General features: G+C 73.9%; 22 protein-coding genes. 18 read left to right on the top strand and 4 right to left on the bottom strand.

All coding sequences use genetic code 11. The features are described from left to right. Positions 1–83: 83 nt before the first annotated feature. Genes ACFFKU_RS13485 through ACFFKU_RS13475 form a run of 3 tightly spaced genes read left to right on the top strand, consistent with a single transcriptional unit; the run spans position 84 to position 3,975 of the window. Positions 84–1,535 (top strand): helix-turn-helix domain-containing protein, encoded by a 1,452-nt coding sequence (locus tag ACFFKU_RS13485; protein ID WP_380138656.1) that lies wholly within the window; start codon positions 84–86, stop codon positions 1,533–1,535. A 23-nt stretch (positions 1,536–1,558) separates the two neighbouring features. After that, complete coding sequence (gene ureA / locus ACFFKU_RS13480; RefSeq protein WP_380138655.1) at positions 1,559–2,287, top strand: urease subunit gamma; 729 nt, start codon at positions 1,559–1,561, stop codon at positions 2,285–2,287. Further along, positions 2,284–3,975, top strand: a complete 1,692-nt coding sequence (locus ACFFKU_RS13475) for an urease subunit alpha (RefSeq protein ID WP_380138654.1) — start codon at positions 2,284–2,286, stop codon at positions 3,973–3,975. The genes ureA and ACFFKU_RS13475 overlap by 4 nt, the downstream gene beginning before the upstream one ends. A 22-nt stretch (positions 3,976–3,997) precedes the next feature. Here ACFFKU_RS13475 and ACFFKU_RS13470 read toward each other — a convergent pair whose 3' ends face one another. Continuing rightward, positions 3,998–4,927 carry a LysR substrate-binding domain-containing protein gene (locus tag ACFFKU_RS13470; protein WP_380138653.1) on the bottom strand — a complete coding sequence of 310 codons (930 nt, stop codon included), beginning with the start codon at positions 4,925–4,927 and terminating at the stop codon, positions 3,998–4,000. Positions 4,928–5,016: 89 nt separating this feature from the next. Here ACFFKU_RS13470 and ACFFKU_RS13465 point away from each other — a divergent pair, with 89 nt between their 5' ends. The 9 genes from ACFFKU_RS13465 (at position 5,017) to ACFFKU_RS13425 (ending at position 15,845) form a co-directional block, all read left to right on the top strand. Beyond that, positions 5,017–5,967, top strand: coding sequence for an EamA family transporter (locus ACFFKU_RS13465; RefSeq protein WP_380138651.1), 951 nt, complete (start codon positions 5,017–5,019; stop codon positions 5,965–5,967). A 158-nt stretch (positions 5,968–6,125) separates the two neighbouring features. Next, on the top strand, positions 6,126–7,514 hold the full coding sequence (locus ACFFKU_RS13460; protein WP_380138650.1) for a glycosyltransferase: 1,389 nt from the start codon (positions 6,126–6,128) through the stop codon (positions 7,512–7,514). Positions 7,515–7,572: 58 nt separating this feature from the next. After that, entirely contained in the window at positions 7,573–8,427 is an 855-nt protein-coding gene (locus ACFFKU_RS13455) for an ATP-grasp domain-containing protein (RefSeq protein ID WP_380138648.1), read from the top strand. 311 nt (positions 8,428–8,738) lie between these two features. Next, positions 8,739–9,191: an EVE domain-containing protein gene (locus ACFFKU_RS13450; protein ID WP_380138647.1), complete on the top strand. Its 453-nt coding sequence runs from the start codon at positions 8,739–8,741 to the stop codon at positions 9,189–9,191. Positions 9,192–9,285: 94 nt separating this feature from the next. Further along, positions 9,286–10,527, top strand: a complete 1,242-nt coding sequence (locus ACFFKU_RS13445) for an MFS transporter (RefSeq protein ID WP_380138645.1) — start codon at positions 9,286–9,288, stop codon at positions 10,525–10,527. Positions 10,528–10,688: 161 nt separating this feature from the next. Beyond that, a complete protein-coding gene (gene leuA, locus ACFFKU_RS13440) occupies positions 10,689–12,449 on the top strand; it encodes a 2-isopropylmalate synthase (RefSeq protein WP_380138643.1) in 1,761 nt (586 codons plus the stop codon). A 144-nt stretch (positions 12,450–12,593) separates the two neighbouring features. Continuing rightward, positions 12,594–14,255, top strand: coding sequence for a GGDEF domain-containing protein (locus tag ACFFKU_RS13435; RefSeq protein WP_380138642.1), 1,662 nt, complete (start codon positions 12,594–12,596; stop codon positions 14,253–14,255). A gap of 35 nt (positions 14,256–14,290) precedes the next feature. Beyond that, a complete protein-coding gene (gene recO, locus ACFFKU_RS13430) occupies positions 14,291–15,040 on the top strand; it encodes a DNA repair protein RecO (RefSeq protein ID WP_380138640.1) in 750 nt (249 codons plus the stop codon). 10 nt (positions 15,041–15,050) lie between these two features. After that, positions 15,051–15,845: an isoprenyl transferase gene (locus ACFFKU_RS13425; protein WP_380138638.1), complete on the top strand. Its 795-nt coding sequence runs from the start codon at positions 15,051–15,053 to the stop codon at positions 15,843–15,845. Between the two features lie 90 nt (positions 15,846–15,935). Here ACFFKU_RS13425 and ppc read toward each other — a convergent pair whose 3' ends face one another. Further along, positions 15,936–18,782: a phosphoenolpyruvate carboxylase gene (gene ppc, locus ACFFKU_RS13420; RefSeq protein ID WP_380138636.1), complete on the bottom strand. Its 2,847-nt coding sequence runs from the start codon at positions 18,780–18,782 to the stop codon at positions 15,936–15,938. 157 nt (positions 18,783–18,939) lie between these two features. After that, positions 18,940–19,218: an HU family DNA-binding protein gene (locus ACFFKU_RS13415; protein ID WP_380138635.1), complete on the bottom strand. Its 279-nt coding sequence runs from the start codon at positions 19,216–19,218 to the stop codon at positions 18,940–18,942. Between the two features lie 225 nt (positions 19,219–19,443). Between ACFFKU_RS13415 and ACFFKU_RS13410 the strand changes: the two genes are divergently transcribed. Next, the gene (locus ACFFKU_RS13410) at positions 19,444–20,559 is read left to right on the top strand and encodes a CobW family GTP-binding protein (RefSeq protein WP_380138634.1); all 1,116 of its coding nucleotides are present in this window, start codon (positions 19,444–19,446) and stop codon (positions 20,557–20,559) included. Here ACFFKU_RS13410 and ACFFKU_RS13405 read toward each other — a convergent pair. Then, on the bottom strand, positions 20,541–20,960 hold the full coding sequence (locus tag ACFFKU_RS13405; protein WP_380138633.1) for a Fur family transcriptional regulator: 420 nt from the start codon (positions 20,958–20,960) through the stop codon (positions 20,541–20,543). The two genes, ACFFKU_RS13410 and ACFFKU_RS13405, sit on opposite strands and share 19 nt — an antisense overlap. A gap of 120 nt (positions 20,961–21,080) precedes the next feature. On the opposite strand from ACFFKU_RS13405, the gene ACFFKU_RS13400 reads away from it, so the two are divergent. From ACFFKU_RS13400 to ACFFKU_RS13380, 5 genes are all read left to right on the top strand, one after another. Continuing rightward, positions 21,081–22,487 carry a glycine--tRNA ligase gene (locus ACFFKU_RS13400; RefSeq protein ID WP_380138632.1) on the top strand — a complete coding sequence of 469 codons (1,407 nt, stop codon included), beginning with the start codon at positions 21,081–21,083 and terminating at the stop codon, positions 22,485–22,487. Positions 22,488–22,588: 101 nt separating this feature from the next. Beyond that, positions 22,589–23,557, top strand: coding sequence for an ABC transporter ATP-binding protein (locus tag ACFFKU_RS13395; RefSeq protein WP_380138630.1), 969 nt, complete (start codon positions 22,589–22,591; stop codon positions 23,555–23,557). Next, positions 23,554–24,366: an ABC transporter permease gene (locus tag ACFFKU_RS13390; protein WP_380138629.1), complete on the top strand. Its 813-nt coding sequence runs from the start codon at positions 23,554–23,556 to the stop codon at positions 24,364–24,366. Before ACFFKU_RS13395 ends, ACFFKU_RS13390 begins: the two co-directional genes overlap by 4 nt. 68 nt (positions 24,367–24,434) lie before the next feature. Continuing rightward, on the top strand, positions 24,435–25,565 hold the full coding sequence (locus ACFFKU_RS13385) for a sensor histidine kinase (protein WP_380138628.1): 1,131 nt from the start codon (positions 24,435–24,437) through the stop codon (positions 25,563–25,565). Then, positions 25,562–26,170, top strand: coding sequence for a response regulator transcription factor (locus ACFFKU_RS13380; RefSeq protein WP_380138627.1), 609 nt, complete (start codon positions 25,562–25,564; stop codon positions 26,168–26,170). The genes ACFFKU_RS13385 and ACFFKU_RS13380 overlap by 4 nt, the downstream gene beginning before the upstream one ends. The last annotated feature ends 12 nt before the right edge of the window (positions 26,171–26,182 follow it).

The following is a 26,182-nucleotide window of genomic DNA, read 5'->3' as shown; positions in this document are numbered from 1 at the left end:
GTGGACCCAGATTGGGCCGTTCTTGACGCAAGTCCGGGCCTCGACCCATGAAATTTGCGCCTTTCTTGACGTAGCGTGCAGCCATGACGGAAGTCGTCGACCTCGAAGGCGCGGACCTGCTGACGCTGGGCCGCCGCGTCCGGCACCTGCGGACCGCGGCGGGCCGCACGCTCGAGGACCTGGCCGGGGCGGTCGGGTCCTCGGCCTCGGGCCTGTCCCTGCTGGAGAACGGTCGGCGCGAACCTCGGTTGTCCCTGCTGCGGGCGCTGGCCGCCGAGCTGAGGGTGCCGGTCACCGAGCTGCTGGCGGCCGAACCTCCGTCGCGGCGGGCGGCCCTGGAGATCCGGCTGGAGCAGGCGCAACGCTCGCCGCTCTACTCGACCCTGGAGCTGCCCACGGTCCGCCCGGGCAAGCGGCTCCCGATCGAGGTGCTGGAGGCCCTGGTCGGGTTGCACGACGAGCTCGTGCGCCGGGCCCACGAGCGGGCCGCCACGCCGGAGGAGGCGCGCAACGCGAACGTGGAGCTGCGGGCCGCGATGCGCGAGCAGGGCAACTTCTTCCCCGAGGTCGAGCAGGCCGCCGAGCGGTTGCTCGCCTCGATCAGCTACCCCGGTGGTCCCTTGTCGGAGCGGCACGTCGAGGCGCTCGGGGCTCGCCTGGACTACGAGTTCCGGATGGTCGAGGACCTGCCGCACGCGACGCGCTCGGTCACCGACACCCGCAACCGCCGGATCTACCTGCGGACCAGCCCGACCGGGATGCGGCGACGAGCGGTTGCGCTGCAGGCGCTCGGGCACCTGGTTCTGGAGCACGGGGTTCCCCGCGGTTACGCCGAGTTCCTGCGGCAACGGGTCGAGGTCAACTACTTCGCGGCCGCGCTGCTGCTGCCCCGGCGGGCCGCCGTGCCGATGCTGCGGACCGCGAAGGCCGAGCGGGACATCGCGGTCGAGGACCTGCGCGACGCGTTCAACGTGTCCTACGAGACGGCCGCGCACCGCTTCACGAACCTCGCCACCCACGACCTGGGTCTGCCGACCCACTTCCTGCGGGTCCACGAGAGCGGCACGATCTCGAAGGCCTACGAGAACGACGGCGTGCTGTTCCCCGTCGACGCGGCGGGGGCGATCGAGGGCCAGCCGGTGTGCCGCAACTGGACGGCGCGCACCGTCTTCGAGCAACCCGAGGGGTCGACCCACTACCAGTACACCGACACCCCGTCGGGCACGTACTGGTGCACGGCCCAGGTCGAGTCGGACGCGAACGGGTTGTTCGCCCTCAACGTGGGGGTCCGGTTCGCCGACGCCCGCTGGTTCCGCGGTCGCGAGGTCACCGGGCGGTCGGTGTCGCGCTGCCCCGATCCGACGTGCTGCCGGCAGGCCCCGCCGGACCTCGCCCGTCGGTGGGGCACCCACGCCCGGCCGGCCGCGCGCGCCCACTCCCACCTGCTGGCGGCGCTGCCGCCCGGGACGTACCCGGGGGTCGACGACACCGAGGTCTACCGCTTCCTGGAGGCGCAGGCCCGCCGACCCGGCTGACGGTCGGGGGGTAGCGTGCCGCCGTGCGCCTGACCCCCGCCGAACGCGACCGGTTGCTGATCTTCACCGCGGCCGAACTGGCCCGCGCCCGCCGGGCCCGAGGGGTGCGGCTCAACGTGCCGGAGGCGAGCGCCCTCATCGCCGACACGGTGTGCGAGGCGGCCCGCGACGGAGCCCGGTTGCGCGACGCCCTCCGGGCCGGGCAGGCCGTCCTGGGGCCGGACGACGTCCTGCCCGGCGTCGCCGACGTCATCGGCGACGTCAAGGTCGAGGCCCACTTCGACGACGGGACCCGGCTGGTCGTCGTGACCGACCCGATCGGTGCCTCCCTCGGACCGGAGGGCCCCGGGGCCGTGCTGCCCGGTCCGACCCCGTTGCCGTCGTGGCCGGACGCGGTGCCGCTGCGGGTGCGCAACACGGCGGCGGTGCCGGTCTCGGTCACCAGCCACTTCCACTTCTTCGAGGTGAACCCCCGGTTGGCGTTCGACCGGGCCCGGGCCTACGGCCGCCGGCTGGCCGTCCCGGCCGGTTCCAGCGTCCGGTTCGGACCGGGGGAGACGGCGGTCGTCGAGCTGACCGCCATGGGCGGTGACCGCATCGCCTATGGGTTCTCCGGGTTGGTCGACGGCGAGCTGGACGCGCCCGGGGCGGCCGAGGCGGCGTTGCGCCGGGCGGTCGAGTGCGGGTACCAGCACGTCCCCGAGGACGCGCCGGACGAGGACGCGCGGGACGAGGACGGGGAGACGCGATGAGCTCGGCGGGTGGTTTCGGTTTCGAGGAGTACGTCGCCTCCTACGGACCCCGGGCCGGCGACCGGATCCGGTTGGGGGACACCGGTCTGGTCGTCCAGGTCGAGAGCGACGCCTCGCGGACGGGGGAGGAGTTCCTCGTCGGTTTCGGCAAGACCGGTCGCGACGGCCTGCACATCAAGGCGGCGACCGCACGGGAGACCTGCGACCTCGTGATCAGCAACGTCGTCGTCGTCGACGCGGTGCTCGGCGTCCGCAAGGTGTCCATCGGCGTGCGCGACGGTCGCATCAGCGGGGTCGGGCGGGCCGGGAACCCGGACACCCTCGACGGGGTCGACGTCGTCGTGGGGACGGGGACCACCGTCGTCAGCGGCGAGGGACTCATCGCCACCGCGGGGGCCATCGACACCCACGTCCACCTGCTGTCCCCGCGGGTCCTGGAGGCCGAGCTGGCCTCCGGGGTCACCACGGTCATCAGCCAGGAGTTCGGGCCCGTGTGGGGCCCGGGGTTCAACACCCCGTGGGCCATGCGGCACGCCTTCACCGCGTTCGACGCCTGGCCGATCAACATCGGTTTCCTGGGGCGCGGGTCGTCCTCGCGCCGCGAGCCGCTGGTCGAGGGCCTGGTCGAGGGCGGAGCCTGCGGGTTCAAGGTGCACGAGGACATCGGGGCGCACCGGCGGGCCCTGGACACCTGCCTCACCGTCGCCGAGGAGTTCGACGTCCAGGTCGCGGTGCACACCGACGGGTTGAACGAGAACCTTGCGGTCGAGGACACGCTGGCCGTGCTGGAGGGACGGACGATCCACGCGTTCCACATCGAGGGGTGCGGCGGCGGTCACGTGCCCAACGTCCTGCGCCTGGCCGGGGTCGCCAACGTCATCGGCTCCTCCACCAACCCGACCCTGCCCTACGGCCGCGACGCGGTCGACGAGCACTTCCACATGATCATGGACGTGCACGGGATGAAACCGGACCTGGAGTCCGACCGGCTGATGGCCCGCGAGCGCATCCGCGCCGGGACGATGGGCGCCGAGGACGTGCTGCACGACCTCGGCGTCATCGCCATCACGTCCTCCGACGCCCAGGGCATGGGCCGGGCGGGGGAGACGTTCCGGCGCACGTTCGCCATGGCCGGGAAGATGAAGCGTGAGTTCGGGGTGCTGAACCCGGTGCACGACAACGACCGCGCGCTGCGGTACGTGGCCAAGCTGACCATCAACCCGGCGATCGCCCACGGCCTCTCCCACGAGGTCGGATCGCTCGAGGTCGGCAAGCTGGCGGACATCGTGCTCTGGCACCCGCACTCGTTCGGGGCGAAACCCCAGCTCGTGCTCAAGGCCGGTTTCCCCGCCTGGGGGGTCACCGGTGACCCGAACGCGACCATCGACAACGCCGAACCCCTGGTCCTGGGCCCGCACCTGGGCGCCTACGGCCCCACCCCGGCCGACCTGTCCGTCGCCTTCGTCAGCCAGGCCGCCGCCGAGGCCGAGACCGACGTCATCGGTGGACGCCGGCGGCGGGTCGGGGTCCGCGGGACCCGCGGGATCGGACCGGCCCAGATGCTGCTCAACGACCGGCTGGGCTCGGTCGAGGTGGCCGCCGACTCGGGCCGGGTCACCCTCGACGGCGCCCCCGTCGACTCCGCCCCCGCCGAGGAGATGTCCCTCTCCCGCCTCTACTACCTCTGACCCACCCGAGGGTGGGAAGGGGTCAGAGGAGGCGGCGTTCCGCAGCGGTGGCGACACCGACGCGCAGGGCCTCGCGGATGGCGAGGACCGCGGGGTGGGCGACCGAGCCGCGGCGGACGCCCGTGTAGAGCCGGCGGGCGGGGCGGCCCGGTAGCCGCACCAGCCGGACGCGGGGCCGGCCCCACGTCCACAGCAGGTCGGGCAGGACCGCGAGCGCGTGCCCGGTCTCGACGAGGTGGGCGTGCAGCACCAGGTCGGGCGTCTCGAAGCGGACGTCGGGCTCGAACCCGGCGTCGCGACAGAGGTCGCGCAGCCAGCGTCCGGGGACGGCCGCGACGGGGTCCATGACCCAGGGGGCGGCCGCCAGCCCGGTGAGGTCGGCCGTCCGTCCCCAGCCCGCGGGTACCGTCCAGGGGCCCTCGGCGGGCAGGGCGAGCCGCATCTCGTCGTAGGTCAGGTCCTCCTCGGCCACTCCCGGGGCGGGCGCGGCGGACATCCCGGGGTACTGCTCACCGAGGACGAGATCGACGTCGTGGGCCAGGAGGGCGGCGAAGGACTCCTCCGGCTCGGCCTGCGTGATCTCGAGCCGCAGCCGCGGGTGCGCGGCGCGCAGGTGGTCCAGCGCCACCGGGACGACGGCCAGCAGCACCGACTGGAACGAGGCGACCCGGACCGTCCCGGCGACCTCGTCGACGGAGGCGGCCAGGTCGGCCTCGGCCTGCTCCAGACGTTGCAGGACCGCGTCGGCGTGGTCGACCAGCAGCCGACCCTGCGCGGTCAGACGGACCCCCCGGCCCACCTTCTCCAGCAGGGCCACCCCGGCCTCGGCCTCGAGCAGGGCGAGCTGCTGGGAGACGGCGGAGGGGCTGTAGGACAACGCCTTCGCGACCGCGGCCAGGGTCCCGCGGCGGCTCAGCTCGCGCAGCAGCCGCAGTCGGTGGACGTCGAGCACGGGCCCTCCTCACCAGTAAGTTCTGCTTCAGGGTATCGGTCGGAAACATGCGCTGGACGGGGGAGTCGACGGCCCCGGAGACTGGCGGGGTGAGAGTTCCCCCCGTCCTGCTCCTCATCGGCTCCTGCGTCTCGCTGCAGTTCGGGGCCGCGTTCGCCGCGCACCTGTTCCCGGTGACCGGCAGCGCGGGGGCCACCGTCCTGCGACTGGGGGTCGCCGCGGTCTTCCTGCTGGCCCTGACCCGCCCGGCCGTGCGGGCCTGGACGCGGGCCCAGTGGCGTTCGGCGCTGGTCCTGGGCGTGACGCTCGCCGGGATGAACGGTTTCTTCTACGCCTCGATCGACCGGATCCCGCTGGGGATCGCGGTCACCCTGGAGTTCCTCGGCCCCCTGACCCTCGCGGCGGTGACCTCGCCGCGGCGGCGCGACCTCTCCTTCATCGGGTTGGCCCTCGTCGGCGTCGTGCTGCTCGGAGTCTCCGGATCGCACGCCGGCGGCGGCGGGCTCGACGTGCTGGGCTGCGTCTACGCCCTGGTCGCGGGAGCGTTCTGGGCCGCCTACATCCTGGCCGCGGCCCGGTTGGGCACGCTGGTTCCGGGCCGCGGGGGCCTGGCCGTCGCGACGGCCGTCGCCGCGCTCGTGGTGCTGCCGATCGGGGCGGCCGGCGCCGGGCAGGTCGTCGTCGAACCCGGTCTGATCCCGTGGGTGCTGGCCACGGCGCTGCTCGCCTCGGTGATCCCGTACTCCCTGGAGTTCGTCGCGCTGCGCACGTTGTCGCCGCGGGTCTTCGGGGTGCTGCTCAGCCTGGAGCCGGCCGTCGCCGCCGTCGCCGGGGCACTGCTGCTGGCGCAGGCGCTGCACCCGCTGGCCGTGCTCGGGATCCTCGTCGTGATCGCGGCCAGTGCCGGGGCCACCCTGAGCGCCCCGGCCCCCGTCTCGGTGGACGAGGCGGGCCCGGTCCCGCCCGAGGCCCCCGCTCCACTGCCCGCCCCGCGGCGGCGGCGTCGCCCCGTCCGGGTGCTCGCCCGCGCTCGACGGTGAGATCCCGTCACCTGCGGTGACGCGAACGGGGGTCGGGACTGCTCCGTCCAGGGGGGTCTGATCGCGTGGACGGGTGACGTGGTGGCGCAGCGTGGTGGAACAGGCGCGCGGACTGGAACGCTGAACGTGTTCCCGCCGCCGACTCCCAGGGGTTCCCCGTGTCCCGCATCCTGATGCCCGCCACTCCGCTCTGGGGCCACCTCGCGCCCGTCCTCACCGCCGCCCGGGCGTTCGTCGACGCGGGTCACGACGTCTCGGTGCTCACCGGTCGCAAGTACCGCGCCCAGGTCGAGAAGTCGGGGGCGGAGTTCCTGGCGCTGCCCGCCGAGGTGGACTACGACGACGACGAGCTCGAGGCCTTCATGCCCGGGCGGGACGCGGTGACCGGGGTCGCCGCGATCAAGCTGAACATCATCGGGTTGTTCGTGCGGACCCTGCCCGGGCAGTACCGGGCCCTGCAGGAACTGATCTCCGACGGCGGGTTCGACGCCGTCGTCGCCGACGCGACGTTCTGCGGGACCTTCCCGTGGTTGCTGGACGTGCCTGCGGCGCAGCGACTCCCGATCGTCGGGCTCGGGGTGCTCCCGCTGCCCTTCGCCAGCCGTGACACCGCCCCCTTCGGCACCGCTCTGGCCCCGAGCTCCTCGGTGCTCGGCCGGCTGCGCAACCGGGTCCTCAACGCCGTGGTCGACGGGATCGTCCTGCGCGAGGTCAAGCAGCTCACCGACGCCGCCCTCGCCGAGGTCGGCGCCGGCGCCACCCGGACCGGGTTCGCGGGCAACGGCGAGCTGTACGACCGCTACTTCCACCTGGCCTGCGAGGGCATCGAGTACCCGCGCAGCGACCTCGCCGCGTCCGTCCGTTTCGTCGGTCCCTTCCCCCCGGCGCGCAACGGCTGGAACCGGCCCGTGCCGGAGTGGTGGACCGACCTCGAGCTGGCCCAGCTGGTGGGGCGCCCGGTCGTGCACGTCACGCAGGGCACGATGGACAACGCCGACCTGACCCGGGTCCTCGTCCCGACCATCCGGGCGCTGGCCGAGGAGGACGTCCTCGTCGTCGCCGCGACCGGTGGCCGTCCCGTCGAGGAGGTCGAACGGCACTTCCCCGACGGCCTGCCCGCCAACGCCCGGGTCGGGGAGTTCCTCGACTACGCCGACCTGCTCCCGCGCTGCTCCCTCGTCGTCACCAACGGCGGGTGGGGCACCGTGCAGCTGGCGTTGTCCGAGGGTGTCCCGGTGGTCGTCGCCGGTTCGACCGAGGAGAAGCCCGAGGTCGGGGCCCGCGTGCAGTGGGCCGGCGCCGGCCGCAGCCTGCGCACCGGCACCCCCACGCCCGGCCAGGTGCGCAAGGCCGTCCGGGAGGTGCTCGCCACGGACTCCCACCGGGTCGCCGCGGCCGGGCTGGCCCAGGAGATGGCCGCCCTGCCCGACCCGCGCGAGGTGATCGTCGCCGAGGTCGAGGAGATGATCGCGGCCCGCACGATCTCGTTGCCGCAGTCGCGGACCATCGACCTCACCGCCCTGGAGCGGCAGTCCGTCCAGCACTGAGACCGGCGGGTCCGGAACCCGGTGGACGACGCCCCCGCCGTTCCGTCACCGTGACGGGGTGACCCGGGCCCTCTGCGTGATCGCGCAGGCGTCGACCGTGGCGATGCGTCTGGCCCCGGGGCGCGGCGGTCGCCGCCTGTTCCTGTCCTACGCCGACCAGGTGCCGCTCGCCGCGGAGTTCGACCCGCTGTCGTTCTGGATGGCCGACGCCTACGCCGCCCGGCTGCAGCTGGCCGGTCTCGCCCCGAGGTTGGCGGCACCGACGTGGGACTGGCTGAGCGGGATCGAGGCGGACCTGGTCGGACGAGGGGTGGTCTCCACCACGCTGGACCGGGTCCCCGCCGGGCGGATGTTCCTGAAGCCGGCATCGCTGAAACTCCTCGGCGTCCCGGCCGGCGTGCAGGAGACGGAGGACTTCCGCCGGGCCGCGGCGGCCGAGGGAGCCGATCCGCGGATGCAGGTGCAGTACAGCCGCCGGATCCTCGACCTCGACCACGAGCACCGGTTCGTGGTGCGCGAAGGGCAGGTGCTCACCGGCAGCGCCTACCGGGTCGGTGGGCGGGCCTGGAGCCCGTCGCTGCGCTCGGACCGGTCGGTGGAGGCGGACCGGTTCGCGCGGGAGGCGGTGCGGGCGCTGGGCGAGGAGTGTCCCCCGGTGTGCGCGCTCGACGTGGCGTGGGACCGCACCGACCGGCGCTGGCTGATCGTCGAGGCCAACCCGCTGTGGGCCTCGGGGCCGTACAGCTGCGATCCGGTGCCCTTCGTCGACGCGGTCGAGCACGCCAACACCGCCGGCGTCGGTCGCTGGGCCTGGCGGGCGGAGGCGACGCAGCTCGCGCGGGCCCGTCGGCACGAGCCGATGGTCGCGGTGGGCGTGGAGAACGCGACGGGGTACGCGGAGTACGCCGCCTGACCGCGCTCGGCATCACCGCGCTCGGCCCCGAGCCGGTCGACGAGGAGGTGGCACCGGCCCGGCGCCGAGCGCTGGGGGGGTTGCACCTGCGACGCACCGACCTCGCCGACGAGGTCCGGGTGGTCAGCGACGGAGAATACGTCGGGCCACCACGCGGTGCGAGATCGCGTGCGCGCGAGCGAAGGGCACGATGCTCAGCTCGGTCGAGCCCGGCTGGTGCGGGTGAGCGAATTCCTTGATCACGGGGGGAGGGGTGGGGGTGGTGGGGGTCGGAAGTCGCGGGGCGGGTGGGGGGCGGGCACGGTGGGGGCATGTCCCGCGCCTGGCTGCTGTCCTGCAACCCCCGCGTGTGGCGGGTCGAGGAATGGCTGGCGGAGGGGGAGGACGCGGAACCCCTGACGGCGTGGACCGTCCGGCACCACAGGGTCCCGATCGCCCCGGGGGACGACGTCGCGCTCTGGGTGAGCGGAGCCGACCGCGGGGTGCGCGCGCTGGGTCGGGTGACCGAGGCGCCGTTCGGGCCGGTGCTGCCGCGGGGGCGGTACTGGGCCGAACCCCCGCGGACGCCGACCTGGATGGTGGGGGTCGAGATCACCCGACGGTTCCCGGTCGAACCCCTGTCGGGGGAGGACCTGCGGGCCGACCCGGGGTTCGCCGGGGCCCTGATCCTCCGCCTCCCCCGGGCCGCCAATCCCGTTGCGCTGCAGACAGAGGAGTGGGCGGCGATCGAACGCCTGGCCGGGGAGCGCGACGCGTCGGGATGACCGCGGGCGGACGTTCCACCTACACTGCTCGCAGATATCCAGGGTCAGGGTCGCGTCAGAGGTGGGGGGCGCGCCGCCGTACTGGAGCACACCCTTGAGCACCCCGTTCGCGGAGTACCGCGTCCTGCCGGCCGTCGCCGGTCGCAGTTTCCTGCCCGTCACGTTCCTGGCCCGGTTGTCGGCCACGATGCTGCCGCTGGCCATGCTGACCTTCATCACCGCCGAACGGTCCTCGATCGCCGTCGGCGGTCTCGTCGCGGCGGGCACCGCCGTCGGGCAGGCGGTGGGGCCGCCGTTGGCCGGGGCGCTCGCCGACCGGCGCGGGCAGCGCGGCATCCTGCTGGCCCTGGTCCCCGTCCACGTGCTGACCCTGCTGGCGCTGGCTGCCGTGGCCGCGACGGCCGCCGAACCCGCCCTGGTGGCGCTGGCCTGGGTCGCGGGGCTCACCCTGCCCGCGGTCGGACCCATGTCGCGGGCCCGGTGGATGCGGTTGGCCCCGGACCGGCTGCGCACGGCGCTCGCGCTCGAGGGCACCCTGGACGAGGCCGGCTTCATCGCCGGCCCGGCCCTCGTCGGGCTGCTCTCCCTGCCGGCCGGCCCCCGGTTGCCGATCGTCGTCGCGGCCGGGCTGACCCTGGTGTTCGTCACCGCGTTCGCCCTGCACCCCTCGGCCGTGCGGGCCCACGCGGAACGGCCGGCCCCGGCAGCCTCCCGGCCAAGGACCCCGGTCGTCGCCGCCCTCGTCCCCTTCGTCGGCATGGTCGCGATGGGCGCGATCTTCGGCGCGACGCAGGCGTCGGTCACCGCGACCGCGGCCGAGGCCGGTCGGGTCGAGCTGGGGCCGCTGGTCTACGCCCTGATGGCCATCGGGTCGACGATCACCACGCTGTGCCTCGTGCTCGTCCCGGGCCGGATCGGGTTGTGGCGGCGCTGGGGCGTCATCGCCCTGGGTCTCGTCGCCGGGGGACTCGCCCTGCTCCTCGCCCCGGGCCTCGGTGGGGTGACCGCCGCGGTCGCCCTGCTGGGGCTGTTCGTCGGGCCGGCCCTCGTCACCATCAACTCGGTCGCCGCCGAGCGGATCGACCTCGCCCGGGGCGGCGCCGTGATGGCCCTGCTCGGCAGCGGGGTGGTCGTCGGCGTCGCGCTCGGGGCGGCCCTGGCCGGGTCGTTGGCCGAGGGGTCCGGGCCCGCGGCCGGGTTCGCGGTGGTCCTGGCCGCGGCCCTCGTCCAGGCGCTGCTGGTGGCCGGCCACGTCCTCGGCGGGGTCCGGACCGGGCGCCGCGGTGGGCCCGACCGGCCCGGGGTTGGGGCTCGGGAGGTCGCCGGAGTACGGTGACCACGTGGCCCGACGGGAGACCCTCCTCCTTCGCTGCCGCGGCGGGGTCTGCTAGGCCGGTCCCCTCGCCGCGGGACATCGTCGTGCGCCGGCCGCCCCCTCCCCAGCAGCACCACCGAGGGACCCGCAGCAGCAGCGTCGCGAGAACCGCGACAGAGGAGATGACCAACGTGCGCAACACCCAGCAGCCGTCCCCGATGCCGTTCCACCGGTACACGCCCTTCCACGAGCAGATCGCGGTCGACCTGCCCGACCGGACGTGGCCGGACAAGCGCATCACCGTCGCCCCGCAGTGGTGCGCGGTCGACCTGCGCGACGGCAACCAGGCCCTGATCGACCCGATGAACGCCGAGCGGAAGCTGCGGATGTTCCAGCTGCTGGTCGGCATGGGCTACAAGGAGATCGAGGTCGGGTTCCCCTCGGCCAGCCAGACCGACTTCGACTTCGTCCGGACGCTCATCGAGGACGACCTGATCCCCGACGACGTCCGCATCCAGGTGCTGACCCAGGCCCGCGAGCACCTCATCGAGCGGACCTACGAGTCGCTGCGCGGGGCCAAGCAGGCCATCGTCCACCTCTACAACTCCACGTCCGTGCTGCAGCGCAAGGTCGTCTTCGGCATGGACCAGGACGGGATCGTGGACCTGGCCCTGCACGGGGCCCGCCTGTGCAAGAAGTTCGAGGAGACGATCCCGGAGACGACCGTCTACTACGAGTACTCCCCGGAGAGCTACACCGGGACCGAGCTGGAGTTCGCCGCCCGGATCTGCAACGCGGTGCTGGACGTGTTCGAGCCCACCCCGGAGCGCAAGGTCATCGTGAACCTGCCGGCGACGGTGGAGATGGCCACGCCTAACGTCTACGCCGACTCCATCGAGTGGATGTCGCGCAACCTGAACCACCGCGAGAACGTCCTGCTGTCGTTGCACCCTCACAACGACCGGGGCACCGCGGTCGCCGCGGCCGAGCTCGGGTACCAGGCGGGTGCCGACCGCATCGAGGGCTGTCTGTTCGGCAACGGGGAGCGGACCGGCAACGTGTGCCTGGTGACCCTGGGCATGAACCTGTTCAGCCAGGGCGTCGACCCGCAGATCGACTTCTCCGACATCGACGCGGTGCGTCGCACCGTCGAGCACTGCAACCAGCTCCCGGTGGCCGAACGCCACCCCTACGGCGGTGACCTGGTCTTCACCGCGTTCTCCGGGTCGCACCAGGACGCGATCAAGAAGGGGCTGGAGGCGCTGGAGCGCGAGGCCGCGGCGCAGGGACGATCCGTCGACGAGATCGGCTGGGAGGTCCCGTACCTGCCGGTCGACCCCAAGGACCTGGGCCGCAGCTACGAGGCCGTCATCCGGGTCAACAGCCAGTCGGGCAAGGGCGGCGTGGCCTACCTGATGAAGACCGAGCACCAGCTGGACCTGCCCCGTCGCCTGCAGATCGAGTTCTCCGGCGTGGTGCAGAAGCGCACCGACACCGGTGGCGGGGAGATCTCGGCCGCCCAGATGTACGAGGTCTTCGCCGACGAGTACCTGCCCTCGCCGACGGGCACCCCCGACTGGGGCCGTTTCGCGCTCCGGGGAACCCGTTCGGTGAGCGAGGTCGACGGTCAGGACGCGCTGGAGGTGGATCTCCTCGACGCCACCGCCGGCGGCGCGGTGGCCACGGTGAGCGGGCGCGGCAACGGTCCGATCGCCGCGTTCTGCGCTGCGCTGCAGGAGAACGTGGGCATCGACGTGCGTGTCCTGGACTACAGCGAGCACGCTCTTTCCGCGGGGGGTGACGCCCGCGCGGCCGCCTACGTCGAGTGCGCGGTCGGCGAACGCGTGCTCTGGGGGGTCGGGGTCGACGCGAACATCACGACCGCCTCGCTCAAGGCGATCGTCTCCGCGGTGAACCGGGCCGTCCGCGACGCCGGGAGCTGACCCGGGTCGTCGGCGCCCCGCCGCGGGCCGAGATCGACGGTGACGGCCGGGTCGGACCTCAGGGTCGGACCCGGCCGTCACCGTTCTCGTGATCGCCGCGTGCGGCCGTCGACGTAGCGTTAGTCTGCGGTAACGTCGAGTCAGGTGAGCGCTCGGGTGGGGACCGGGCGGGCCGAAGGGGGCGAGATCGTGCGTACGGACGGCATCCGTGCCGACGGCGGCAGGACGGTCGGGAAGGTGCTGGAGCCGGCCACGTCCTTCGGTCCCTACGACGCGCTGGCCGAATGGACCCACCGGCTCTACCTCGACGGGTTCGGCGAGCTCGCCGTCCGCCGGGCCCGGGAAGGCTTGGCCTTCTGCGAGGCGGTTGGCGACGAGCAGACCGCCCGCTACCTGAGCTTCGTCTGCGGGGTCGCGCTCCACCAGCTCGGCCGCAGCGCCGAGGCCGCCGAGGAGGCCGGTCACCTGCTGGCCCGGTTGCGCCCCGACCAGGACGTCCTCTGGCGTGCGAAGGCCCTCGCCCTGCTCGCCGAGGCCCGCATCGAGCTCGGGCTCACCGCCCTGGCCATGGACCACCTCGCCGAGGGCCGGATGCTGGTCGCCGGCGACGCCGGTCGCGGGTACAGCCACGTGTCGGCCACCATGTCGGTCGCCCTGGCGCTGCGGGCGCTCGTCCTCTACGAACCCGCCGACGAGCTCATGGTCCAGATGCTGGGCGACCGCTCGCTGCGGCCCGACGTGATGCTGAACGTCGTGCAGGAGGCGGCGGTCCTGCAGGTGTCCTGGGGGGCCATGCTCGAGGTCGTGGGCCGCCCCGAGGAGGCGCGCGAGCACTACGCGGCGACCCGGGAGCGGGCCGCCCGGATGCGGGCCCTCGCGCTGGAGGTCGACTACCCCGAGATGCGGGCGCGGGCCGAGGCGATCGAGGGTTTCGTGCTGCAGCGCACGGGGGACAGCGCGCTCGCAGTGGCCCGCCTGCGCCCGGCGATGGCCGCCTTCCGGCTGCGCGAGGAACTGGCCGAGACCCAGATCGCGCGGCTCGGCCTGGCCATGGCCAGCGCCGACACCGGTGACTTCGCCACGGCCGAGGACCTCGGCGAGCAGGTGGCGAGCACCTCGAACGCGGTGCGTCTCGACGTCTGGGTCCTCACCGCGTTCGCGGTGCAGGCGCGCAACGCCGTGGTCCGGGCGGGGGCGCACCCGGCCGTCGCCCCGATGGAACGACTGGCCCGAGCCTCCCTGCAGCAGCTCTGGGAGGACCGCGAGAGTCGCTTCGAGTCCCTGCAGGACCGCATCCGCATCCGCGAGATGACCGAGCAGGCCGAACGCCGGGGCCGTACCGCGCTCGAGGACCCGCTGACCGGTCTCGGCAACCGCCGCCGGCTGCAGCAGCTCCTGGAGCGGCCCGACCAGCGGTTCGTGGCCGTCTACCTCGACGTCGACCGGTTCGCGCAGGTCAACGAGGAGCACGGACCCGAGGCGGGCGACGACGTGCTGCGTCGCCTGGCCGATCTGCTGCGGCGGCACTGCCGCAGCGAGGACGTCGTCATCCGGTACGGCGGCGACGAGTTCGCGGTCCTGCTGCCGGTGGTCGACGGGATCGTCCCCGACGGCCACGGATTGGCGGCCCGGCTGCACCGGGGGGTGGGCGAGGAGGACTGGACGGTCCGCGACCGCGGGCTGCGGGTCAGCGTGTCGCTCGGGGTCGGGGGCCCGGCGAGCGCGGCCGAGGCGCTCTCCCGCGCCGACAACGCCTGCACGGCCGCCAAGCGCGGCGGACGGGACCGCGTGTTCGTCGCCGCCTGAGGGGCGCCGTCGGCCCGGCGTGGGAAACTTCGGCGGTGGGCGGGATCGGCGGGGCGCGCAGCTACCGCGAGGAGGCGGTGGTCCTGCGCACCCACAAGCTGGGCGAGGCCGACCGGATCATCACCCTGCTCACCCGGCACGGCGGTCGCGTGCGGGCCGTGGCCAAGGGGGTGCGCCGCACCTCGTCCCGCTTCGGGGCCCGGCTGGAACCGTTCTCCCACGTCGACGTGCAGCTGCACCGGGGGCGGGCGCTCGACACCGTGACCCAGGTCGAGGTCATCTCGCCCTACGGACAGGCCATCGGCGCCGACTACGGCCTCTACACGGCCGGCCACGCGTTGCTGGAGACCGCTGAGCGCTTCACCGAGATGGAGGGAGAGTCCGCGACCCAGCAGTACCTGCTCCTCCTCGGGGCGCTGCGGGCCCTGTCGCGCCGCGACCACCCGGCCGGGCTCGTGCTCGACGCGTTCCTGCTGCGCTCGCTCGCGGTCGCGGGGTACGCGGCCACCTTCACCGACTGCGCGCGCTGCGGGGCGCCCGGCCCGCACCGGGCCTTCGCCGTCGCCGCCGGGGGAGCGGTGTGCCCCTCCTGCCGCCCGCCCGGCTGCGCCGCCCCGGCGCCCGAGACCCTGCAGCTGCTGGCGGCGCTGCTGACCGGGGAGTGGGAGGCGGCCGAGGCCTCCGACGACCGGGCCCGCCGCGAGGGCAGCGGTCTGGTCGCGGCCTACCTGCAGTGGCACCTGGAGCGGGGGATCCGCTCGCTGAAGCACGTCGAGCGCGTGTGATCCTGCTGCCGTGAGCCCGACCCGCGCCGTCGCCCCCGTCCCGCCACCGCCGCACCCGTCGGGGGCCCGCCCACCAGCGATCCCCCCGGCGCTCGTGCCCCGCCACGTCGCCGTGGTCATGGACGGCAACGGCCGGTGGGCCAACGAGCGTGGCCTGCCCCGCAACGAGGGGCACAAGCGCGGGGAGGCCGCGCTGCTCGACGTGGTCGCCGGTGCGGTGGAGATGGGGATCGGGCACGTCTCGGCCTACGCGTTCTCGACCGAGAACTGGAAGCGCAGCCCCGACGAGATCCGTTTCCTCATGGGGTTCAACCGCGACGTCATCCGCCGCCGCCGTGACGAGATGCACGCGTGGGGGGTCCGGGTCCGCTGGGCCGGGCGGCGGCCGAAACTCTGGCGGTCGGTGGTCAAGGAGTTGGAGATCGCCGAGGAACTGACCCGGAACAACACCGTCTGCACCCTGACCATGTGCGTGAACTACGGCGGGCGGGCCGAGATCGCCGACGCCGCGCGAATCATCGCCGAGGAGGTCGCCGCCGGTCGCCTCGACCCGGGGAAGGTCGACGAGAAACTCCTGGCCCGCCACCTCGACGAACCCGACATGCCCGACGTCGACCTGTTCTGGCGTTCCTCGGGTGAGCAGCGCACGTCGAACTTCCTGCTCTGGCAGAGCGCCTACGCCGAGATGGTGTTCTCCGACGTGCTCTGGCCCGACGTCGACCGGCGGACTTTGTGGGCGGCCGTCGAGACCTACGCCCGCCGCGACCGCCGGTTCGGCGGTGCGGTGGACGCCCCGCAGCGCTGAGCCCGCGCGGGATTCCAGCGGGGTCCCACCGGGACGACGACGGCCCCCGGTGCGGGGCACCGGGGGCCGTCGGGGCGGACAGCGAGGCGGTCAGCCGGTGTTGCGCATCCCGGCGGCGATCCCGTTGATGGTGAGCAGCAGGGCCCGGCGCAGCGCCGGGTCGACCGCGTCGGGGTCGCCGGCCGCGCGCGAGCGCGAGAGCAGGGTGACCTGCAGCGCGTGCAGCGGGGCCAGGTAGGCGTCACGCAGCTGCAGCGTGTGGCGCAGGATCGGTGCGGTCTCGAGCAACTCCTCCTGACCGGTCAACCAGAGGATCTGCTCCAGCGTGCGGGCGTGCTCGGCCCGGATGGTCTCGAAGACCGCGCGGGCCTGCGGGTCGACCAGGGCGTCGACGTAGCGGCCGGCGATGGTGAGGTCGGTCTTGGCCAGGGTCATCTGCACGTTGGAGACGAACGAGGCGAAGAAGGGCCAGCTCGCGTACATCTCCCGCAGGGCCTCGCCCCGACCGTCCTCGCGGGCGGCGGCCAGCCCCGATCCGACCCCGAACCAGCCCGGCACGTTGATCCGGCTCTGCGTCCACCCGAACACCCACGGGATGGCCCGCAGGTCCTCCAGCCCCCCGGTGCCACCGGGACGGCGGGAGGGACGGGAACCGATGTTGAGGTGACCGAGCTCCTCGACCGGGGTCGCGGCCAGGAAGAACGGGACGAGGGCCTCGTCGCGGACCAGGCCGCGGTAGGCGCGCTGACCGGCCGAGGCGACCAGGTGCATGGTCGCGTCCCAGACGTCGAGCACGTCGCGGGGCAGCAACGAGGTCCGGTGCAGCGTGGAGGCCTCCAGCGCGGCCGACAGCGCCACCTCGAGGTTGTGCCGGGCCAGGCGCGGCTGCACGTACTTGTCCGAGATCACCTCGCCCTGCTCGGTGATCTTGATGGGCCCGTGCAGCGTGCCGTAGGGCTGGGCCAGGATCGCCTGCCCGGTCGGGCCGCCGCCGCGCCCCACGGAACCGCCCCGGCCGTGGAACAGCCGCAGGGTGACCCCGTGCCGGGCGGCCACGTCGCGCAGCGCTCGCTGGGCGCGGTGGATCTGCCAGCGCGAGGCGGCGATCCCCGCGTCCTTGGAGGAGTCGGAGTAGCCGAGCATGATCTCCTGGACGTCCCCGCGGGCGGTGACCACCCGACGGTAGGACGGGTCGGAGAGCAGGCCCTCGAGCAGCTCCTCGGCCGCCTCCAGCTCGGTGACGGTCTCGAACAGCGGCGCGAACCCGATCCGGGCGACGTCCCCGGTCTCGCCGGACTCCCCGTCGGAGAGGTCCACCAGCCCCACCTCGCGGGCCAGCAGGACCACCGCGAACAGGTCGTCGATGCCCTGCGTCATCGAGACGATGTAGGTCTGGACCGCCTCGTCGCCGAAGCGGTCGAGGGCGGTGCGGATGGTCGAGAACAGCCGGAACGTGTCGGCCGGGGCGCCCTGGAGGGTCCGGACGGCCGCCCCGATGAGGGGCCGGTGCCCGGACAGCTCCTTCGACAGCAGTGCGGTGCGCGCCGGGCGGTCCAGCTCGGCGTAGGGGGTGTCCAGCTCGCCGAGCCGGTCGTAGGCGGCGGCCAGGGCGGCGTGGTGCTTGCCCGCGTGCTCCCGGACGTCGAGCGTCGCCAGACCGAACCCGACGGCGCGCACGACGCGCTGCAGGCGGGCGACGGCGCCGTCGGCGGCGAGGCCGCCGTCGTTGGCGCGCAACGAGTCGGCGATGAGCTGCAGGTCGGCGTCGAGCTCCTCGGGGCCGGCGTAGTCGTGGCCGGCCACGGCCGTCGCCCCGCTGCGCAGCCGGGCCCGGGTGTTCTCCAGCCGGGTGAGCACGTAGGAGAGCTTGAAGCGGTAGGGCTCCTCGCCGTTGATCCGCCGCCGTACCTCCTGGACCTGCGGCAGGGCGGCGGCGTCGGCCTCGAGGGAGGCGAGCAGCTCCGGGCTGACGTCGGCGATCTGCGTCGAGGTGGCCAGCTGGGTCCGCAGCGCCGCGACCTGCTCGGCCAGCATGGTCAGCGCGGTGTCGTGCTGCAGCTGCAGGACCTGCAGGGTCACCTCGGGGGTGACGTTGGGGTTGCCGTCGCGGTCGCCGCCCACCCAGCTGCCGAAGCGCAGCGGGCGCGGGGGCACGGCGTCGGCGGGCAGCCCGGTGCGGGCCAGGCCGACCTCGAGGTCCTCCAGGAGGTCCGGCAGGACGTCGGTGGCCAGCGCCCGCAGGTAGTGCAGGGCCGAGCGGGCCTCGTCGACCGGGGTGGGGCGGACGGTGCGCAGCTCGTCGGTCTGCCAGAGGAGGTCGACCAGCTCGGCCTGCCGCCGGGCGGTCCGGGCGGCGTCGGCGGCCGAGAGCCCCGCGGCCTCCCCGGCCTCGATGGTCTGGGTCAGCCGCAGCAGCAGGACCAGCACCGAGCGCCGGGAGGACTCCGTCGGGTGCGCGGTGAAGACGGGGCGGTACTCCAGCCGCTGCAGGATCTCGGCGGTCTCCGCCGGGTCGGCCGACCCGTCGGCCAGGGCCGCGGAGAGGCGCTGCACGACGGGGTCGAGCCCGTCGTCGGCGCGCCCGGCCAGCTCCAGGCCGCGGTGCAGCTGCTCGGCGGCGTTGACCAGCTGGAAGTAGACCGTGAACGCGCGGGCCAGCACGATCGCGGTGCGGTCGTCGACGTCGGCCAGCAGCCGGGCCAGGCCCACGCCGCCGTCGTCCTCGCGGGCCAGGGCCCGGACGCGCTCGACCAGCTCGAGGAACTCCGGGCCCTCGTGCCGGGTCAGCGACTCCCCGAGGAGCTCGCCGAGGCGGCGGACGGAGGAGCGCAGGGCCGCGTGCCCCGCGTCGGAGGACAGGCCGTCGACGGCGGAGAAGGAGCCCGGGGTCGGGGTCTGCCCGGCCCGCGCGCCGGCCGGGGTCGTGCTCGTCGTCATGCGTCGTCCTCGCTGCCGGTTCCGAACGGATGTCGACGCTGACGTCCGAAGAGTGACACCGGGCGTTCCCGGTGGCGGCAGTCTGACGTGATCCACCCCCCGACCGGAAGTCGGGGGGTGGAATCGGTCGTCGCGGGGCCCTCGCGGGGCGGGCGACTCAGCTGCCGGAGGCGGCGGCCTTGAGCTTGGAGCCGGCGGTCAGCTTGGCCCCGAAGGACGCCGCGATCTCGAGGGTCTCCCCGGTGCGGGGGTTTCGGCCGGTGCGCGCGGCCCGCTCGACGCGCTCGACGGTCATCAGACCGGGGAGCTTGACGGCCTCGCCGGAGCCGACCGCCTCGACGAGCACGTCGCCGAAGGCGGTGAGGACCGAGTCGGCCTGCGCCTGGGTGACGCCGGAACGCTCGGCGAGGGAGCTGACGAGTTCGGAGCGGTTCACATGATCTCCCGGATCGTGAGGTCGCTGCTCGGAGCAGCGGCGGACGTCTTGCGCGGAAACGTTACCCGTCGTCACCCGTCGTACCCGCAGTCCGGGGGGAACCGGGCGCGTCCGGGCCGGCTCCCGGGGGCTCCCGGGCACGCGCGGGGGGCTGCTACGGTTCCGTCTTGATGAGAACGCGTCTCAGTAAGAGACGTCCCGGACCGCGACCCCGAGGAGTGCCCCGTGGCCCCCGTGCCCCTGACCGTCGTCTGCTCCCTCGACCCGGTGCTGCGCGACTGCGTGACCGCCACCGTGCTCTGGGACCTCGACGACACCGTCGTGCTGCGCTACGACCTGCACGCGGGTTCGGACACCGAGGAGGGCTGGGTGGCGCGCCTGGTCGCCGACGCCGGCGGGGTGGAGGAGGACGTCCGCCTGCCGCTGGAGCACGCGTGCCTGGACTGCGCGTTGCGCGAGGACCTGCTGCCGACCCTGCTGACCGTCGCCCGCAGCGGCCGCTGGGCCCGGGTCGTGCTGGCCCTGCCCGTCGCCGCCGAGCCCTCCCCGCTGCTGAAGGCGTTGACGCACAGCAGCTGCGAGGGCGTGGCGCTGAGCGAGGCGGTCCGTCTGGACGCGGTCGTCACCGTGGCCGCGACCGACCGGGTGGCCGACGACCTGCTCGGCGACGACTCGTTGCTCGAGGCCGGGGTCCAGGCCGCCGCGGGCGGGGACGAGCGGGCCTGCGGCGAGGTGCTCGCCCACCAGCTCGACGAGACCGACCTGCTGCTCGTCGTCGGCCCCGCCGACGCCCGGGCCGAGGCCGTCCTCGCCCATGTCTGCAGCGGCACGAGGACCGGCCTGCACGAGGTGACCGGCCGCGCGGTCACCGCGCGGCGCCGGGTGGGCACCCACGACCGCTCCGACCTGCGCCGCGCGCACCCCACCGGGGCGGCCGACGGGGAGCACGCCTGGACCCTGGACCTGCACTCGGCCCGCGCCCTGCACCCAAGGAGGCTGCTCTCGCGCCTGGAGCAGATCGGGGCCGGTCGGCTGCGCTCGCGGGGGGTCTTCTGGCTGCCCGCCCGCCGCGACGTCGTCGGGGCCTGGGACGGCGCCGGGGGTTCGCTCTCGATCGGGTCCGTCGGGCCGTGGGACGCGCAGGGGCCCCGCACCCGTCTCGTCGTGACCGGGGACGACCCCGCCGATGCGGACCGGGTCCGCCGCGCTTTCGAGGAGATCCTCGCCACGACCGAGGAGGCCGCGGCGCTCGCCGGGGCCGCCCAGGACGGCCTGGAGCCCTGGCTGGGACCGGTCGCCGGCGACCCCCACGACCTCGAGGGCTACGGCCGGGTGGCCTGATCCGCGACGCCCTGGGCGCTGCAGGAGGCGCAGACCCCGAAGACCTCGACCACGTGCTCGACCTCGGTGAAGCCGTGCTCGGCCCCGATGCGGCGCGCCCAGGACTCCACGGTCGGTCCCTCGACCTCGACGGTGCGCCCGCAGCGGCGGCAGACCAGGTGGTGGTGGTGTCCGGTGCTGCACCGGCGGTAGACCGCCTCGCCGTCGTCGGTCCGCAGCACGTCGACGTCGCCGTCCTCGGCCAACGCCTGCAGCGCGCGGTACACCGTGGCCAGCCCCACCGCCTCGCCGCGATCACGCAACCGGGCGTGCAGGTCCTGGGCGGAGAGGAAGGCGTCGGCCTCGTCGAGGACCGCGGAGACCGCGCTGCGCTGCTTGGTCGAGCGCCGTTGCACGGTCATGGTCCTCCTCCAAGGAATGGGGCGGCCCGATCCTAGACCAGTCGACCCGGCGCTAGCCTGAGCCTCGGCCGCCGCCGACCGGCGGGGCCGACCGCCGACACCCAGCCGGATGGAGCAGCAGTGGCACAGAAGTCCGCGGCGAGTGCACCGGGCAAGAAGCTCGAGGCCGTCGTCAATCTCGCCAAGCGCCGAGGTTTCGTCTTCCCCTCCGGGGAGATCTACGGGGGTACCCGATCGGCGTGGGACTACGGACCCCTCGGGGTCGAGCTGAAGGAGAACATCAAGCGCCAGTGGTGGCGCACCATGGTCTCCAGCCGCGACGACGTCGTCGGCCTCGACTCCTCGGTGATCCTGCCCCGCAAGGTGTGGGAGGCCTCAGGTCACGTCGAGGTGTTCACCGACCCCCTCGTCGAGTCGCTCGTCACCCACAAGCGCTACCGCGCCGACCACCTGCTCGAGGCCTACGAGGCCAAGCACGGGCACCCGCCGGAGAACGGCCTGGCCGACGTCCCCGACCCCGAGACCGGGGTGCGCGGGCAGTGGACCGAACCCCGGGAGTTCTCCGGGCTCATGAAGACCTACCTGGGGCCCGTCGTGGACGAGGAGGGGCTGCACTACCTGCGTCCCGAGACCGCCCAGGGGATCTTCGTGAACTTCGCGAACGTCATGGGGGCGGCCCGCAAGAAACCGCCCTTCGGGATCGGGCAGATCGGCAAGAGCTTCCGCAACGAGATCACCCCCGGGAACTTCATCTTCCGGACGCGCGAGTTCGAGCAGATGGAGATGGAGTTCTTCGTCGAGCCGGGCACCGACGAACGCTGGCACCAGTACTGGCTGGACGAGCGCATGTCCTGGTACGTGGGCCTGGGGATCGACCCGGGCAACCTGCGCTTCTACGAGCACGCGCAGGAGAAGCTGTCGCACTACTCCAAGCGGACCGTCGACATCGAGTACCGCTTCGGGTTCACCGGTTCGGAGTGGGGCGAGCTCGAGGGTATCGCCAACCGGACCGACTACGACCTGTCCACGCACTCGCGCGAGTCCGGCGTCGACCTGTCGTTCTTCGACCAGACCAAGGGCGAGCGCTGGGTGCCCTACGTCATCGAGCCCGCGGCCGGTCTGACCCGCTCGCTCATGGCGTTCCTGGTCGACGCGTACTCCGAGGACGAGGCGCCCAACACCAAGGGCGGGGTCGACAAGCGCACCGTGCTGCGCCTGGACCACCGCCTCGCGCCCGTCAAGGCCGCGGTGTTCCCGTTGTCCCGCAACGAGGCCCTCTCGCCCAAGGCCAAGGACCTCGCGACCGAGCTGCGCCGCAGCTGGAACGTCGAGTTCGACGACGCCGGGGCCATCGGGCGCCGGTACCGCCGTCACGACGAGGTCGGCACGCCCTACTGCATCACCGTCGACTTCGACACCCTCGAGGACCAGGCCGTCACCATCCGGGAACGGGACTCGATGGCCCAGGAGCGGGTCGCCCTCGACCAGGTCACCGCCTGGCTGGGCGCCCGTCTCGTCGGCGCCTGAGTTCGTCGTCCTCCGGTCTCGCGGCCCCCCTGACATCTGTCACGGGGGCCGCGTGACGTCCGGGCCGGGTGCGGGGCCGCGCCCCCGAGCAGGGTGGCCGCATGGACACGCTGACCTCCGCGCCACCGGCCGTGGCCCGCCTCGGAGAGGCCCTCGCGATCGACGTCCGCAACCTCCGCCGGACGTTCGGACCCGTCGTCGCCGTCGACGGCCTCGACCTGGAGGTGGCGGCCGGTGAGGTCGTCGCCTTCCTCGGCCCCAACGGCGCCGGCAAGACCTCGACGATCGACATCCTGCTCGGTCTGTCCCACCCGAGCTCCGGTTCGGTGCAGGTGTTCGGCACCACCCCCCGTCAGGCGGTCGCGAACGGCTGGGTCTCCGCCGTCCTGCAGACCGGGGGGTTGCTGCGCGACCTGACCGTCCGGGAGACCGTGCAGATCACCGCGAGCCTGTTCCCCGCCACCCAGCCCGTCGACGTCGTGCTGCGGCGCGCGGGGATCGAGGACATCGGTTCGCGGCGGGTCGGCGCCTGCTCCGGCGGGCAGCAGCAACGGTTGCGGTTCGCCATGGCCCTGCTGCCCGACCCGCGCCTGCTGGTCCTGGACGAACCCACCACCGGGATGGACGTCGAGGGTCGCCGGGCGTTCTGGCAGGCCATCCACGCCGACGCCGCCCGCGGACGCACCGTCGTCTTCGCGACGCACTACCTGGAGGAGGCCGACGCCTACGCCGACCGGATCGTCCTGGTGGCCCACGGCCGCGTCGTCGCCGACGGGACCCCGGCCGAGATCAAGGCGTTGACGTCGGGACGGACCGTGCGGGCCGCGTGGCCCGGCGTGCGCGCGTCCGACCTGGAGGCGATCTCCCGGGTCGGTGACGTCGAGGTCACCCCGGGGCGGGTCCTCGTGCGCACCGACGACTCCGACGCCGTCGCCCGCTGGTTGTTGACCGAGACGCCCGCCCGCGACGTCGAGATCGCGGGCCGGGGGTTGGAGGACGCGTTCCTCGCGCTGACCGGGCCCGCCGACCCGTCCCAGGACCAGACCGAGAACGCCGGGGGGAACCGATGAGCACCACCGCCACCACCACCGCCACCACCGCTTCGCCGGGCGCCGCGGCGCGCCCGGCCCCCGATCACCCCCGGGCCGGGCTCCGGCTCACCTGGCTGAATCCCACCTACCTCGTCCTGGACGCGCGCCGGGTGCTGCGCAACCGCCGGACGTTGATCTTCACGATCGCCATGCCCGTCGTGTTCTTCTTCGTCTTCGGTGCGGGACAGGGCGATCCGGACGCCAAGGCGTACATCATGATCAGTCTGGGGGTGTACGGCGCGATGGTCGCGGCCACCAGCGTCGGCGCCTCCGTCGCCGTCGAACGGGCCGGCGGGTGGAGCCGACAACTGCGGCTCACCCCGCTGCGACCGTCGTCGTACGTGATGGGCAAGGTCCTCACCGCGACCGCGATCGCGCTGCTGCCGATCCTCGTCGAGTTCGCGGTGGGCGCGGCGTCCGGGGTCCGGTTGTCCGCGGCCGACTGGGTGCTCAGCGGCCTCCTGGCCTGGGTGGGTTCGTTGGTGTTCGCGGCGTTCGGACTGGCCGTCGGGTACCTGGTCCCCTCGGAGAACGCGATGCAGATCGTCGGCGCGGTCATGTCGATCCTCGCCATGCTGGGCGGGTTGTTCGTGCCGCTGAGCGCCTTCCCGCACCTCATGCAGGAGATCGCGCGGTTCACCCCGGCCTACGGGGTCGGCGTCCTGGCCCGGTTCCCGCTGATGGACTCCGGCTGGCTGCCCGGCGCCGTCCTCAACGTCGCGGCCTGGACCGCGGTCTTCTCCCTGGCCGCCGGGCTGCTGTTCCGGCGCGACACGGCGCGGGTGTGAGCGGCCCCGGTCGGCCCCGGTCGGCCTCGGCCGGTCCCGGCCGGTGGTGGACCTGGCAGGCTCGGTCCGTGACCGACGCGCCCGCCCCGGTGCCGCAGACCCCTCCGGTCGGGTTCGACGCCCGCCGGCGGTTCGGCTGGGTCTTCGCCGCCGTCTGGCTGTTCTTCCTGGCCGAACCGTTCGAGGACGCCCTCGCCGCGCGCGACCGCGGTGCGGGCGTCCTCGCCGTGGTGGCCCTGGCGGCCTTCGCGGTGACCTACGTCGCGCTCTGGGTCGGTTGGCAGCGGCGTCGTTTCGACCCCGCCCGCGGGCAGCTCGGGTGGCGGGAGGGCCTCACCGGCGTCCTCGTGCTGGTCGTGCTGGCCGCGCTGGCCTTCCCCGGTGCGGGGCAGTCGGCGGCGAACACGTTCGTCTTCGTCTGCGCCTACGGCATGTTCGCCCTGCCCGTCCGCGGTGCGCTGACGCTGGTGGGGCTGGTCGTCCTCGGTCTGGTCGTGGCCTCGCGGGTGGATCCGGCCTGGTCGGGGCTGCTGAGCACCGCGGCCGGAACCGTCCTGGCCGCGCTGGCGACGTTCGGCATCTCGCGGATGTTCGCCCGGACCCGGGAACTCGCGCTCGCCCACCAGGACCTGGCCCGGTTGGCGGTCGCCGAGGAACGCGGCCGTTTCGCCCGCGACCTGCACGACCTGCTCGGGCACTCCCTCACCGTCATCACGCTGAAGTCGGAACTGGCCGGGCGCCTGATCGAGGTCGACGCGCAGCGGGCCGCGGCCGAGATCACCGACGTGGAACGGTTGTCGCGGCAGGCGCTGACCGACGTCCGGGCCGCGCTCGAGGGGTACCGCGACGTGTCGTTGGCGACCGAGCTCGCGGGGGCCCGGCAGGCTCTGGCGGCGGCCGGGATCACCGCCCACCTGCCCGGCGCGGTCGAGGAGGTCGGCGCCGACGACCAGGAACTCTTCGGCTGGGTCGTGCGGGAGGGGGTCACCAACGTCGTCCGGCACTCCGGGGCGTCGAGCTGCTGGATCGAGGTGGAGCCGAGCGGGGTCGCGGTCTGCGACGACGGCGCCGGCCCCCGGCCCGGTTCCGGCGGGGGACGGGGTCTGACCGGCCTGGCCGACCGGGCCCGGTCGGCGGGGGGCCGCCTCACCGTGGGGCGCTCCGCCCAGGGCGGATTCCGGTTGGAGGTGCGGAGGTGATCCGGTTGCTGCTGGCCGACGACCAGGCCCTGGTGCGGGGGGCGCTGTCGGCGCTGCTCTCGTTGGAGACCGACCTGGAGGTGGTCGCCGAGGTCGAGCGCGGGGACCTGGTGGTGGCCTCCGCCCGCGAGCACCGGCCCGACGTGGCCCTGCTCGACGTGGAGATGCCCGGCCTCGACGGCATCGCCGCCACCGCCGCCCTGCGCCGGGCCCTCCCGTCGTGCCGGGTCCTCATCGTCACCACGTTCGGCCGCCCGGGGTTCCTGCGGCGCGCGATGGACGCCGGGGCCTCGGGTTTCGTGGTCAAGGACACCCCGGCCCGGGAGCTGGCCGACGTCGTCCGCCGGGTGGCCGCGGGGCTCCGGGTCGTCGACCCGGCGCTCGCGGCGGCCACGCTGGCCGGGGGCGGCAACCCGTTGACCGCGCGCGAGCTCGACACCCTCCGCGCGGCCCGCGACGGCGGCACGGTCGCCGACATCGCCGCGGCCGTGCGGCTGTCCGAGGGCACCGTCCGCAACCACCTGTCGGCAGCCATCGGCAAGACGGGCGCCCGGACCCGGGCCGAGGCGGTCCGGCTGGCCGAGGAGGCGGGCTGGTTGTTGTGACCCGGCCTGCCC

Source organism: Kineococcus gynurae (genome assembly GCF_042433995.1).
In the GTDB taxonomy this organism is placed as follows: domain Bacteria; phylum Actinomycetota; class Actinomycetes; order Actinomycetales; family Kineococcaceae; genus Kineococcus; species Kineococcus gynurae.
The sequence above is the reverse complement of the archived record's forward strand: the minus strand, read 5'-3'. Positions and strand labels throughout refer to the sequence as shown.